General features: G+C 62.2%; 12 protein-coding genes. 3 read left to right on the top strand and 9 right to left on the bottom strand.

The features are described 5' to 3' along the window. Positions 1 to 16: 16 nt before the first annotated feature. The 8 genes from SFUM_RS14620 to SFUM_RS14585 form a co-directional block, all read right to left on the bottom strand. Positions 17 to 394 carry a NifB/NifX family molybdenum-iron cluster-binding protein gene (locus tag SFUM_RS14620; protein WP_011699665.1) on the bottom strand — a complete coding sequence of 126 codons (378 nt, stop codon included), beginning with the start codon at positions 392 to 394 and terminating at the stop codon, positions 17 to 19. 298 nt (positions 395 to 692) lie between these two features. Then, positions 693 to 1,163: a DUF134 domain-containing protein gene (locus tag SFUM_RS14615; protein ID WP_011699664.1), complete on the bottom strand. Its 471-nt coding sequence runs from the start codon at positions 1,161 to 1,163 to the stop codon at positions 693 to 695. A 108-nt stretch (positions 1,164 to 1,271) separates the two neighbouring features. Further along, positions 1,272 to 2,261, bottom strand: coding sequence for a hypothetical protein (locus SFUM_RS14610; RefSeq protein ID WP_011699663.1), 990 nt, complete (start codon positions 2,259 to 2,261; stop codon positions 1,272 to 1,274). Then, positions 2,258 to 2,932 carry an ABC transporter ATP-binding protein gene (locus SFUM_RS14605; RefSeq protein ID WP_041440647.1) on the bottom strand — a complete coding sequence of 225 codons (675 nt, stop codon included), beginning with the start codon at positions 2,930 to 2,932 and terminating at the stop codon, positions 2,258 to 2,260. Before SFUM_RS14605 ends, SFUM_RS14610 begins: the two co-directional genes overlap by 4 nt. Before the next feature lie 104 nt (positions 2,933 to 3,036). Continuing rightward, positions 3,037 to 3,501 (bottom strand): nitrous oxide reductase accessory protein NosL, encoded by a 465-nt coding sequence (locus tag SFUM_RS14600; RefSeq protein WP_041440645.1) that lies wholly within the window; start codon positions 3,499 to 3,501, stop codon positions 3,037 to 3,039. Between the two features lie 15 nt (positions 3,502 to 3,516). Then, positions 3,517 to 4,041 (bottom strand): nitrous oxide reductase accessory protein NosL, encoded by a 525-nt coding sequence (locus tag SFUM_RS14595; RefSeq protein WP_011699660.1) that lies wholly within the window; start codon positions 4,039 to 4,041, stop codon positions 3,517 to 3,519. Positions 4,042 to 4,083: 42 nt separating this feature from the next. Beyond that, complete coding sequence (locus SFUM_RS14590; RefSeq protein WP_011699659.1) at positions 4,084 to 5,217, bottom strand: ABC transporter permease; 1,134 nt, start codon at positions 5,215 to 5,217, stop codon at positions 4,084 to 4,086. Next, on the bottom strand, positions 5,201 to 5,512 hold the full coding sequence (locus SFUM_RS14585) for a hypothetical protein (RefSeq protein WP_041440642.1): 312 nt from the start codon (positions 5,510 to 5,512) through the stop codon (positions 5,201 to 5,203). Before SFUM_RS14585 ends, SFUM_RS14590 begins: the two co-directional genes overlap by 17 nt. A gap of 961 nt (positions 5,513 to 6,473) precedes the next feature. Here SFUM_RS14585 and SFUM_RS14580 point away from each other — a divergent pair. The 3 genes from SFUM_RS14580 to SFUM_RS14570 all read left to right on the top strand — a co-directional run bounded on the left by SFUM_RS14580 (position 6,474) and on the right by SFUM_RS14570 (position 11,873). Beyond that, positions 6,474 to 7,808, top strand: coding sequence for an efflux RND transporter periplasmic adaptor subunit (locus SFUM_RS14580; RefSeq protein ID WP_011699656.1), 1,335 nt, complete (start codon positions 6,474 to 6,476; stop codon positions 7,806 to 7,808). 145 nt (positions 7,809 to 7,953) lie between these two features. Continuing rightward, on the top strand, positions 7,954 to 10,101 hold the full coding sequence (locus SFUM_RS14575; protein ID WP_011699655.1) for an ABC transporter permease: 2,148 nt from the start codon (positions 7,954 to 7,956) through the stop codon (positions 10,099 to 10,101). A gap of 278 nt (positions 10,102 to 10,379) precedes the next feature. Beyond that, complete coding sequence (locus SFUM_RS14570) at positions 10,380 to 11,873, top strand: efflux transporter outer membrane subunit (RefSeq protein WP_011699654.1); 1,494 nt, start codon at positions 10,380 to 10,382, stop codon at positions 11,871 to 11,873. A 156-nt stretch (positions 11,874 to 12,029) separates the two neighbouring features. Here SFUM_RS14570 and SFUM_RS14565 read toward each other — a convergent pair whose 3' ends face one another. Beyond that, entirely contained in the window at positions 12,030 to 13,169 is a 1,140-nt protein-coding gene (locus tag SFUM_RS14565; RefSeq protein ID WP_011699653.1) for a cysteine desulfurase family protein, read from the bottom strand. Between the last annotated feature and the right edge of the window lie 342 nt (positions 13,170 to 13,511).

The raw sequence follows: 13,511 nt of genomic DNA, 5'->3' as shown, positions 1-13,511 counted from the left end.
GGCCGCCGCCTGCGTCTCAGTGGGCGCAGCCGCCGCCGGAATGCCCGGCGCAGGTGTGCTCGGGCTGGAACTGCGGCAGGCTCCGGTTGTTCAACAGCTCGACGTTCTCTCCAACCGTTCCCTCCACGGCTCTAAAGACGACGATCCCGTCGGCCCGCAGCTTCATCAACGCCCCCATGCCGATACCGCCCACGACGATGGCGTCGACGCGGCGTCCACCCAGGGCCTTGAACGGCTGGCACATGCCGTGAGCGTGGTGCAGGTCCCCGTTTGCGATCTCCTCGACGCTCCCGGTGCCGGTGTCCACGATGACAAAGCCCGGAGCCGATCCGAAGTGTCCGTAAACCATGCTGTCCATTCCCTGGAGCGTTTCGGTCGGAAAACAAATCTTCATGCTGAATGTCTCCTCGTTGAGTGATGTCCTCACGGTCTGCCCGTGAGACAGCATTAAAGCCCGTGCAAAACCCGCGGTCAATCCCCTCCCGTCAACCGCCCGCGTAGTAAATCCATTGCGGAGCCGAATCCGACGATTTCCCCGCGAGTACAGCCCCTCATCGCCGGTTTCCCGGGAACCCGCGGCGCGGCAGGAACCTGCGAGCTCCCGCCGAGTAAAGCTCGGCCAAAATACTGCAATTGTAACGGGAGCGCTCCCTGCTCAAGACGGTTTGCCGGGTTGCGGCTTCACCGGATGCTCAGGTTGCCTTCCGCTCGCGGGGACAGCATTCGCGGCCGGATGCCGCGGTCTCCAATGAGGCGCCGCAACGAAAAAGATTTCTGCCCCGGCAGGCCGGGCATTCCGCCGGCGAATCCGTCTCGGAAGGCATGTCCCAGGTGTGCCGGCAGAGCCGGCACATGTAGCTCCTTGAGGGCGCGATACCCGTCCCGCCGCCACCCCCGATGGACAGCGCCAGGCCTTCCACCAGGACCCGGGCGATCTTGGCTCTGGCCGCCCCGACGATCCTCCCGAAGGTCTGTCGCGAGACGCCCATCCTTTCGGCGGCTTCCTCCTGGTAGAGTCCCTCGAAATCGGCCAGCCGGACCGCTTCGAACTCGTCTTCCGAAAGGACGACCCGGCTCGGGGCCGGCCCCGTTGTTCCCGCGGGTGTGAACGCCCTGCAGGGCGGCTCTCCGGTGATTGTGCGGCAGCACTTGGGTCTTGGCACGCTGCGTCCTCCGTCGATCCAATTATGAGCATATGCTCATAATAAGTCAACAGGATTTGCGTTGTGCACGCGTGCGGGCATGAAAGGCCTGTGTTGAGCCCGGAAGGCTCATTTGAGGTTGGAAAACACGATACCCCACGTCACGATGGCCAGGGACACCAGCCATGCGCCCAGGGATGTCCACGTAAGTCGCCGCAGGAGGCGAGGCAGGATTTCCCGCAGGCTCGCGACCTCGCGGAATGGCATGAGCGCGCCGACTCCCAGCCCGGCGACGCCTCCCGCCAGGAACGCCGAGTAGAGCGGGTACCCGATGTATCGGTATTCGCCGTGCAGAATGCAAAACGGGCAGTGATGCGTGGGAAGTTCGTAGAAGTAAGGAGATATGAAGGTGATGAGCGCGAGAATGGACACGACGAACGTTATTCCGGAGGTCAGGGCGAACGCGTAAGCGCCTTTTTCCTTGAAAAGAAAGCAGAGCCCGGATGCAAACGTGGAGATGACGGCTGCGCCGTAAGCGATTTCAACCGGCAGTTCGGGAAGCGACAGAACCCCGGCGGCGATGGTTTCCGACCCGGACGTGAAGAGCGAACCGCAGCACGAGGTGATGATGTCCGGATCGAGGCCGAGAAAATAGGCCGTCTGCACAACGGTTTCGACGGCCACCGAAAGGGTGACGATCAGCAGGAGCGCGTATTTCCTCTTGATCAGGGGGTAGTCGTATCCGCTGTTGTCCGCGTGGTTGACGATCAGCCAAAGACCGCACAGCAAGGCATTCACGACTTTGAACACAAGGGTCGGATATCCCCAGTCGTTGACCTTCAGGGTCCCCGCCGCGCACATTGCGCCGACGAACATCGTGGCGAGATGATCGGCGGCGGTGAGGAACAGAAAGAGGGAAAGCAGTTGAAATCCGAGAGCATAAGCCATGACAGTGGAGATGAGGTACGTCCTGCGTTCCATTTCGAGCTGCACTTCGCTGCCGCTCGTGATGTCCCAGTTTCTGAGGATGCGGACCCCGAAAAAGGCGGAGTAGACGAGCATGGCGCAGGTCAGCATGGAGCCCGCCAGCAGGGCGAGGATGGTCGGGTGAAAAATCATGGGCTCACGACTTTCCCGTCTCTCATTTCCACCACCCGGTCAACGATCGCCGAGTCGTACACGATCGGATCGTGACTGGCGATGAGGATGGTTTTGCCGCGCTGCCTGAGGAGGCCCATCATTTCCATGAATTCCCTGGACAGCCGGGTGTCGAGGTGTGCGGTGGGTTCGTCGGCGATGATCACCGCGGGGTCGTTCATGAGCGCACGCGCGATGGCCGCGCGCTGCGCTTCCCCGCCCGAGAGCCACTCCACTTTCGAAGCCGCCTTGGCCGACAGGTTGAAAAGATCGAGCACGTCCAGCGCTCGCTTTCCGAGGACGCAGGACTTCTCGCCCGTCGGATAGGCCGGAAGCATCACATTCTCGCGGACGGTTATTCCCTTGATGAGATTGAACTGCTGAAAAATGAAACCGAAGGTCTTGCGCCGGATCTCGGTGAGAAATCGCTCCGGGAGGCTCGTTATTTCCCTGTCCAGGAGCATGATCCGGCCCGAGGTCGGGCGCGCCATGCACCCCATCATGCTCAACAGGGTGGTCTTGCCCGAACCGCTCGGTCCCCTCAGCGCGGTCACCCTGCAGGAATCCAACGACAGGCTCACACCGTCCACGGCGGTGAACTCGTTGGGTTTGCCGATATTAAAGACTTTGCGCACCTGGTCGAGTCGAATCACGGTGTTTGTCCGGAGGCGTGAGCCTCGACAATGAGCGGGAACGACCCACGGGCTGCCGGGGAGGGACATGGTCGATCCCGCGAAATCCCCGGGAGCCCGCGGCGTCAATCCTGGTTCTTGACCATTTCGGGGGTAATGTCGGTGAACCGCACGAGAGTCTTCCCCGCGTGGTCCCGCATGAATTCGTTCGCGTCCTCTTCGTTGGCGAAGGGAATGAACTCCCTTCCCATGGGACCGTAGACGTTGCTGCCCACCACAAACAGGGCCTTGCGGCCGTCTGTCGCCCGCATGGAATAGTAGTCGGTGACGTAAATCGATTCGATGTCCGATGCCTTCTTCGACGGATTGTATTTCGCAAGGTCAAAATAGTATTTGAGCATGTCCTTTGCCCCGTCGAAAAATGCACGCGACCCGTCCTTGAACACGATCTCCGCCACGAAATCGGGGTACTTCGCCACGAACATGCCGCAGACCGGACACTTGTCCCTGCTCGAGGGCATCACGAAATCACCCGCGGCAGCCTGCAGGGACGCCAACAGGATCGCCAGCGATATCAAGGCATATTTCATCGTTCACTCTGTTTTTCAGGGCTTTTGTTCGGGCTGCATCTTCTGCTTCATCATCTTTCGCTTCTCACGGATCATTTTCGTGTCCGTGTACATATCCCGGAAGGACGCTTCCATCGCCATATCGAAGGATGCCTCGGTTCCTCCGCTCTCCTTGGCGAATTTCGCAGCATCCTCTTTGTTCGCGAACGCCCACTTGGCCTGTTTGGTCATGACGCCGGGCTTGTCTCCGCCAATCACCCACGCGGCGCTCTCAGCATCGATAAGCTTCTTCGTGCCGTAGTCTCCCACCCGGATGAGTTTCGGTGTCTTGTCGATGTTCACGGCCAGGTCGATGGCCGTGCAATGGATACTGCACGTCCCGGTGACGGTGCCGTCTTCGTATTCGACGAGCATCCTGCTGTGCGCGAACTTCTGCCGGTCCATCCCGCAGTATTTGCAGCTCGCGTGTTTTGCGATGTCGTCATCCATTTGCGCCGGGACGGGGGTTCCGGACAAAAGAACCAATAACGCCAATAATCCGATAAGCATCTTCACCTTCATCACAGCCTCCTTTTGGGTTTGCCGATTCGGGGGATTCCCCCGCTACCTCATGGCCAGATCGGGATCGATCGTCGCCGCCCTCCAGGAGGGCACGACGGTTGTTACCGTATATGGGACGACCGTCAGGAAGAACAGGGTGGCCGCCTGGTAAAAGTCGACGAAGGGCGCGAGCTTGAATTCGGGATAGAGTACGGACCAGCCTTTGAGAATGGGTTCGAGGAGCGCGGACGAACCGAGAAAGACGTGCAGATACGCAAGGAGAATCCCGACAAAGAACGATGAAAGGGAGATGACCATGCCTTCCCAGAACTTCATGAGCAGGATGTCCGAAGTCTCCCATCCGATGCCCTTGAGGATTCCGATCTCTCTTTTTTCTTCCGCGCTCAGCCCGGTCGCCTTGTCCCAGGCGAGGATGACAAAGGCCAGCACGGCCCCGGAGAGAATCATGAAAGCCAGGCCCGCGCGCCAGTGAAAGACGGCGTCGTAGGTCCGCAGAATCTCGTCCCGCAATATCGGTCGCGTGTTCGGAAGGATCTGAGCAATCTTGCCCGCGACGGTTGTGGTTTCTTTCCGGTTGGCCACTTCCACAATCAGATCCGTGGCGTATTGTCCCGATACTCCGAAGAAGCTACGGAAGTCGTCTTCCGAAAGCAGGATCAAATCCGATGAAAGGAGGTCGGACTCCGAAGAAAAAATCCCCCTGATCCGGAAGATGACGGGCTCTCCGTCGGATGCCAGCAAGGTCAGCACGTCGCCTTCGCGGACGGACCGCCCACGCGCGACCCCGCTTCCGATGGAGACCTCGCCCGGCTTGAAGGAGTGATCCCGCGGCACCATGAATGTATAGTTCGCATCGGTGGCGGGGTCGAAATAATATCCCCAAAGGCGGCCCCTCACGCCGGTTACGCCCCGGATGCGCTCGATTTTCCCGGCGTAGTCGAGGGGGATCGGATCATGCCTGCCCGCGACCAGTTTCTGGACCAGAATCTGAGGCGTATCCCGCAAAACGAGGGAGGCTTCCTTCCTTATTGCCTGAGTGAAAAGGAGTATCGATCCCAAGCTGAACACGACCAGCGTATAAATCAGTGCCAGGGCGACGTTTTTTCCTTTTCTCCGCAACAGGGAGGACAAGGTGAAATCGAGGAGATTCCGCTGCCTTTCAATCCAGTGCCGCATCGTTTGTTTTCCTCATTCTCTGAGGAGGGCCGATGAGGGAGCCCGTCGGAAAATGTTCCAGGGACACCGGGTGGTCCTGAAACGGGGCGTGCCGGTCAGCCTGGGTGGGATGCCTCGTGTAGCGCGCCTCGGTGAACAGGCACAGATCGGTCAACTCCAGCGCCCGGACCAGTCGCGCTCGCGATTCAATCCGTTCGAGAGCCGCGCTTCTTCCTGCATGGGAGTGAAACCACACCAGGCAGGACAACGCTGCATTGACACCCATGAAGGCCAGGAAAATATCGGATTTGCGCATCGATTATCCGTTCGGGTACAGAATCCATACAATAGTGGCTACGGCGAGCTTCACTGCCGGCGCGGAGCGGGACTCCGTTACTCGCCGTCGATTTCCGAAACGGTATTCAACTGAGACGAGGCTTGGTTCACAAAATGGGCACGCTCTCATGAGTTGTCAACTGGATAACAATTCCTTGCCTCTTCAAAAATAATAGGGTCCAAAGGGTATTCCAGGGTGGGACACAGCATTTTCATGCCGTAAATCGGTTCAATGCGATGGTGGAGAGTGAGCACGGGACCATGGCCCCCACATCCCGGGCGGTCATTCGACGAATGACGGCACGGCCTGTTGTCGTTTCCTCCAACAGCCCTGAGCCGGGAGCTCACAGCAAAAGCTGAACGTGTGCCGGCCCGAGGTATATCTTTGCAGGAATGGAAAACCAGGAGCCTGAAGGCTGCCCGGTGTCCGGTTTGCACCGGTGTGACGGCCGCGCTTTCCCGCGAGGGAGGGGACCGGGCCGCCTGTCCGATGCCGGGAAACGCCTCGGAGAGGGCGCGGGGCCTTTGCTTGCCGTCGCTTTGAGGATAGACTTATATTCCGGGATGTCGTTCCGTCCCGGCATCGCAAGCGTGTCCCGGTTCGGTGTCTTTCGGAGATAACCTTTGCCGGCCAATCAGGAAACACACCGGATTCCAGCCTTGGTGGAGAACAAAGGTGCATGGGGGCGAGCCCTTCGAGGAGTCTCTCCCTCGGGATGCCGAGGTTGTGCAGCGCCGACGGATTTGTTTTGCAAAATATTCGGGGATAAATGTAACCTTGAGCGGCAATGGACGGACTTACCAATTGTGAGTTTTGGCCGCTCGGGGGTTTGCGGGCTTATCGAAGCCGGTAGTCGTCGGCGTGTTCCGGCAAACCGGCGTTCCCGGCTGCGGGGGCCGGCGGTGCAAGTTGACGCCTGGAGGGAAGAGGGAACTTCGAGATGAGACGTTACGTCAAGCGGGGTGTTCTCGGATTGATCGTACTGGCCGTCGTGGGTTACCTGGCATCATGGCTCGCGCAGGGCAACGACGCACAGTCGGTCCAGTACCGAACGGTCGCCTTGAAGCGGGGCGACCTGGTGGCGACCATCAGCGCGACGGGCACGGTGGAACCGGAAGAAGTGGTGAACGTGGGAGCGCAGGTGGCGGGGAGAATCCTGGAATTCGGACAGGACGGTTCAGGCAAGACCATCGACTACGGCTCGATCGTCGAGCAGGGGATGGTTCTGGCTCGAATCGACAGCTCCCTATACGCCGCCGACGTCGCCACGACCAAGGCACAGGTCGAGCAGTCCAAGGCGGCGGTGATCCGGGCCGAGGCCGACCTCGTGCAGATGCAGGCCAAGCTCTTCCAGGCGGAACGCGACTGGAACCGGGCGAAGAAACTGGGGCCTTCCGAGGCGTTGTCGCAGAGTGATTTCGATGCCGCCCAGTCGGCCTATGAGGTTGCCAAGGCCAATGTGGGAGTGGCCAAGGCTTCAATCCTGCAGGCGCAGAATGCAGTTTCCCAGGCCCAGGCCGTCATGACGAAAGCGCAGCAGAACCTGGACTACTGTACGATCCGGTCTCCCGTCCGGGGAGTGATCATCGACCGCCGGGTCAACATCGGCCAGACGGTCGTTTCGAGCCTCAATGCCCCCAGCCTGTTCCTGATCGCAAAGGATCTCAAGCGATTGCAGGTCTGGGTTGCGGTGAACGAGGCGGACATCGGGAACATCGTTCCCGGCCAGGCGGTCGTCTTCACGGTGGACGCCTACCCCGGCCAGGTGTTTCAGGGTGAGGTGGGCAAGGTGCGGTTGAACGCCGCAATGACCCAGAACGTGGTCACTTACACGGTGGAGGTCCTCACGGACAATTCCGACGGCCGACTGCTGCCGTACCTGACCGCAAACGTGAAATTCATGCTGAGCCGGCGCGACAACGTGCTGATGGTGCCCAATGCGGCCCTGAGGTGGAGCAAGGAGCCCGATCAGGCGGCTCAAGCGGATCGGCCGGGCCGGCAGGGACAGGACCGGCAGGGAAGCGGGGCCGGCGGGGCCGCGGCGCAGACCGAAAAGGACCGGGAAGAGGAGCGGCGCGGCACGATCTGGGTCCTGGCGAACGGATCGGTGAAGCCGATCCCGGTGCGCGTGGGTGTGACCGACGGGACAAGCACGGAAGTCGAAGGCAACGGACTCAAGGAAGGAATGCAGGTTGTGACGGGAGAGCAACCCAGGGAGACGCCGGGCGGCTCGACGCCCGCCAGCCCGTTTACGCCGAAGCTGTTCCGAAGATAACCCCCGGCCGCGGGTTATCCGTGTTTCCCCTGCATTCATTGAAAAATATGGGGGAAGGGAATCGGCGTGACTGCCGCTGGAGCGTGCCGCCCGGCGTGATCGAACCATTCGGCGACGAGGGTTCGAGCTTCCGGAAAGAAACGAAATGGACCTCATCGAACTGCAAGACATTCGCAAAACATACCGCCTGGGCGAAATCGACGTGCCCGTGCTGCGGGGCATCTCGCTCAAGGTTTCCCCCGGGGATTTCGTCGCGCTCATGGGCACTTCGGGATCGGGCAAGACCACCCTCATGAACATCCTGGGATGCCTCGATCGTCCCACATCCGGCCACTACCGGTTCGACGGACAGGACGTGGTGGATCTGACGCCCGACCAGCGCGCCGCGCTGCGAAACCGGAAAATCGGTTTCGTGTTTCAGAATTTCAACCTGTTGCCGCGGATGAGCGCGGTCGAGAATGTGATGATGCCTCTTTCGTATGCGGGCGGAGGCGTCTCGGATCAGAATGGCCGCGAACGGGCCGGGGCATTGTTGACGCGCATGGGGCTCGGTGAACATCTCGACAACGAGCCGTCGCAGCTGTCCGGGGGACAGCAGCAGCGCGTGGCCATCGCGCGGGCGCTCATCAATAACCCGTCCCTGCTGTTTGCCGACGAACCCACCGGCAACCTCGATTCCGCCACCAGCGAGGAAGTCCTGCGCGTATTCCAGCGACTGAACGAAGAAGAGGGGGTCACCATCATCCTGGTGACGCATGACCCGAGCGTCGCCCAATGCGCAAGGCGCATCGTGCGCATCCGAGACGGCGTGATAGAGCCGGAATCCGGGGCCGTCGGGGACATGCCCCAGGTATCGAAGGCGGCCCCGGCGCAGTCGAAACCGGTGCATTCCGCCATGCGGAGAGGGGACCTGGACAAATTCCGCCGGTCCCTGCACACGGCCCTGAGCAGTCTGCGCCGCAACGTGCTCCGCGCGGCCCTGACCACTCTCGGCATCATTATCGGCGTCGCGGCGGTCATCGCCATGATGGAGATCGGACGCGGGTCGTCCACGGCCATACAGAGAACCATCGCCAGTATGGGGGCGCACACCCTGGCGCTTCTGCCCGGCACGGCGGCGAGCGGAGGGGTGAGCTTCGGGGGCGGCAGCGTCATGACCATGACCCCCCAGGACAGCGAGGCAATCGTGAACGAATGCCCGGCCGTGCTTGCCGCCGCGCCGATTGTGAGGGCGCGGACGCAGGTGGTGCACGGGTCCCGGAACTGGGTGCCCGCCGGCATTTACGGCACGACTCCGACCTTCCTGGAAATTCGTGAATGGCCTCTGGCCGAGGGCGATGTGTTCACCGAGCGCGACGTCCGCAACGCCAGCAAGGTGTGCGTTCTCGGCCAGAGACTGGTGGACGAATTGTTCCAGGGGGAAAATCCCATCGGCCTGGAGGTGCGGATAAAGAACGTCGCCTTCAAGGTGATCGGCGTGCTCAGCCCGAAGGGGGCCAACATGATGGGCATGGACCAGGACGACCTCCTGCTGGCGCCGTGGACCGCCATCAAGTATCGCGTGACCGGCTCGAGCCTGGCCAACGTCAACCAGAGCGCCGCCTCGACCTCCTCCGCCTCGATTACGGACCAGGTCAACTCGCTCAGCAACCTGTACCCCACCGAGAAGGTGGTGCTCTATCCCGAAATTTCCACGACCCAGGCCTTCGACACGCCTCTGCCGGTGCGCTTCACCAACGTCGATCAGATCCTTGTCGGAATCCGGTCGACGAGCGGGACCCGGGCCGCCATTCGCCAGATCGGCGAGGTGCTCAGGGAGCGGCACCGGCTCCGCCCCGGCGAGCCGGACGATTTCAGCGTCCGGGACATGACGGAGATGACCAAGACCCTGGCTTCGACGGCCACCATGATGACCAAGCTGCTTCTTGCCGTCGCGCTCATCTCCCTCATTGTCGGCGGGGTGGGAATCATGAACATCATGATGGTCTCGGTGACCGAGAGAACGCGCGAGATCGGCCTGCGGATGGCCGTCGGAGCGCGGGCAAAGAATATTTTGCAGCAGTTCCTGTTCGAGGCGGTTCTGTTGTGCTTTCTTGGCGGCGCCGTCGGCATTCTCGTGGGGCGGGGCATATCCCACCTGGTGACGGTGCTGCTGAACTGGCCCACGGAACTGTCCCTGGATGCCATACTCGCCGCCGTCGGCGTTTCCGCCACCGTGGGCATCGTCTTCGGCTACTATCCGGCCTGGAAGGCTTCCAGGCTGGATCCCATCGTGGCCCTGCGCTACGAGTGATCGTGCCGGAGGCGTGATTCATTCCGGGCCGCGTTGAACGCGGCGGCGGATTGCCGCTTCGAGCGGAGCGGGACGTCCGGCCCCCGCGCAGGCGACGGTTGTGCGCCGGCGTCGCGGATAACGACAGTTGACCGCAACCTCCGGGGAATGTCCAGTGCCGCCGTCTTGAACCCGGTTGCCCATGGCGCCGGCCTCACATGCGAAGCATGAAAACAGGCTCACCCGGGAGTCTGTTTTCCAGGTAACCTGGTGTGAAATCGGGAGGGGGGAAGATCCGCATGCCATCTCTTGCGAATCGCATTCGGAGCCGGTCGGTGATCACGCGCTTGGCACCGCTGCTGTTGCCGGCGGTTTGGTTCCTGCTTGCGGGCTGCATGGTGGGGCCCGATTTTCACCGGCCCAAAAGCGATCCGCCCGGCGCGTACACGGGAGTGACCGCCGGCGCGACGCGTGAGCCGAGCGTCACGACCGGGGAGCCGGCGCGGCTGATCGACTGGTGGAAAGCGTTCGACGATCCGGTGCTCACCTCGCTCATCGAGCGGGCCATCACCGCGAACCTCGATGTTCGCCAGGCTCAGGCCCGCATCCGGCAGGCCAGGGCCACACGCGGCGTGGCGGCTTCCGGACTGTTTCCGGAAATCGATGCAGGCGCCTCCTACAATTACAGCCGCGGCAGTCCCGGAACCGTGTCTTCCTCCGGCGGAGGGACCACCGCCGCAGGTGCGGCCGCTACCCCGCGCGAATTGTTCCAGGTGGGGTTCGACGCCTCCTGGGAACTCGATTTCTTCGGCGGCACTCGACGAAATATCGAGGCATCCGACGCCGACCTCAAGGCCGCCGTGGAGGACCGCCGGGATGTGCTGGTGTCGATGGCGGCCGAGGTCGGGACCGAATACGTTACCCTTCGCGGGCTTCAGGCCCAGTTGCTCATCGCCCGGAAAAACCTCGCGTCGCAGAAGCACACCGCCGGCATCACCAGGAAGCGCTGGCAGGCGGGTTTCGTGAGCGCCCTGGACGTAGCCAACGCGGATGCGCAGGCGTCGACGACGGAAGCGCAGATCCCGATCCTCGAATCCTCGATACGGGCGACGATCTACAGCCTGGGCCTGCTGCTGGCGCAACCGCCCGCCGCCCTTCTCGACGAGCTTTCGGACGACGGGCCGATTCCGCCCATTCCGCCGGAGGTGCCCGTCGGGTTGCCCTCGGATCTCATCCGCAGGCGCCCCGACATCCGAAGAACCGAAGCCCAGGTCCATGCCGCCACGGCCCGCATCGGAGTCGCCACCGCCGACCTGTTCCCGAAATTCGCCCTCACCGGTTCGATGGGGCTCATGAGCGCGGACCTCAACACCCTGGCGAACCTGAGCAACCGTTTCTGGTCGCTCGGTCCCACCGTGTCGTGGCCGATTTTCACCGCCGGCCGGATCCAGTGCAATATCGAAGTGCAAAACGCCGTGCAGGAACAAACCTTGCTCGCCTACGACAAGACCATCCTCACCGCGCTCAAGGACGTGGAGACCGCCCTGACCGCCTACGCCAAGGAACAGGAGCACAACCGGTCCCTGACGGAGGCCGTGGCCCACAACCGAAAGGCCGTGGACTTGTCCATGCGGCTGTATCTCGTGGGAAAAATCGACTTCCTCAACGTTCTCAACGCCCAGCGGTCCCTCTACCTGACCGAGGAGGGACTGGCGCTGAGCAACCGTACGCTGACCACCAACCTGATCGCGCTCTACAAGGCCCTTGGCGGCGGATGGGAGCGTGAATCGTAGCGGTGCGCACGGGGGGAGCGGGATTATGGTCGTGGATGCCTGCGACCTGGGTTTCCGGGATATCATGGCCTGCCCGCCGGCGGTGCCCGGTAAATCAGGACCACCAATTCTCACCCCGATCGACCTGCTGAAGCCCGCCGACGGTGCAGTGGGAAATCAGGAAGTCGACGCTTCGACCGCGGCGGCGATGTATTCGACCGCCCGATCGATCTCCTCGGCGGTCGTGGCCCGCCCCACGGAAAACCTGATCGTCCCCGCGGCATATTCGGGCGGTATGTCCATCGCGTTAAGGACGGCGGACACCACCACGCCGTCGCTGTGGCAGGCGGCCCCCGCGGAGGCCGCAACATTTTCGAGCCGCGAGAGCACGAGATCGGCCTTGAGCCCCCTGAAGCCCGCGCTCGATGTGTTCGGCAGCCGCAAGGAGGGGTGGCCGTTGATTCTCAGGCCGCTAAACCGGACGCGGAGCCCGTTTTCCAGCCTGTCGCGCATCTTCCGCAGATGCTCCCCAAAGCTTTCGATGTTCCGATGAACCATGGCGCAGGCCTCCCCCAGGCCCACGATATGGATCACGTTTTCCGTTCCGGCGCGCCGGTTCAGCTCGTGGCCCGCCCCGTGGACGAATTTCTCGAGGGTGAGCCCGGATCGGACATAGAGCGCACCGACGCCTTTCGGCGCGTAGAGCTTGTGGCCGGCCACGGAAAGAAGATCCACCCCGAGCTCATCCACCCGGACCGGTATCTTTCCGATGGACTGGGCGGCATCGGTGTGCATGGGCACGCCGTGGCGACGCGCGATGGCGGCGATCTCCGCGATGGGTTCGATGGTCCCCACCTCGTTGTTGGCGTGCATGACGGTGACGAGGATCGTCTCGGGCGTGATGGCCTCTTCCGCCCGGCGCGGGTCCACGAGACCGTGACGGTCGACCGGGAGGCGGGTCACCCGGAAACCGAGCGACTCCAGGTAATCGCACACCTCGAGAACGGCCGGGTGCTCGATAACCGAGGTGATGATGTGATTGCCCCTGGCGCGGTTGGCGAAGGCGATGCCCTTTATGGCGTGGTTGTTGGATTCGGTGCCCCCGCTGGTGAAGACGATCTCTTCCGGGGCGCAATGGAGCATTTCGGCGATCTGCCCCCGCGCCTTCTGCACCGCGTTCCAGGCCGTCACCCCGTACGCGTGCCGGCTCGACGGGTTGCCGAAATGTTCGTGGATGTACGGCAGCATGGCGCGGGCGACTGCCGGATCGATGGGTGTCGTGGCGTTGTAGTCGAGGTATATCGGCTTCAAATTCATGCTCCCCGGGGTTCGTTCGGTGTTCGCTGAACTACAACATCGAGCCGGCGGCTTGTCAAGGGGCGAAACCGCCGGGGTGATCCACTGATACGAACCAGCGTTCACGGTAAGACGATAACATTCACGGGACGGCATAAAGCCCTTCCCTTGCGGCGTCCGTCGGCTCACCCCTGCGGACGGTCTCTGCGGCGCAGGGACACGGCGTGACACGCCCTCCGCCCAGCCCGGCGAACGGGTGCGGTGTAATCTTACCGTGAACGCGGCTCAATATGAAAGGCCGCGATCGAAAAAAGGGCCTCCCTTCCCGATGCAGGCATTTCGTTGCCTGCCGCGACACTCGAT

It is taken from the genome of Syntrophobacter fumaroxidans MPOB, assembly GCF_000014965.1.
In the GTDB taxonomy this organism is placed as follows: Bacteria; Desulfobacterota; Syntrophobacteria; order Syntrophobacterales; family Syntrophobacteraceae; genus Syntrophobacter; species Syntrophobacter fumaroxidans.
This window is presented reverse-complemented; position numbering and strand designations above follow the sequence as displayed.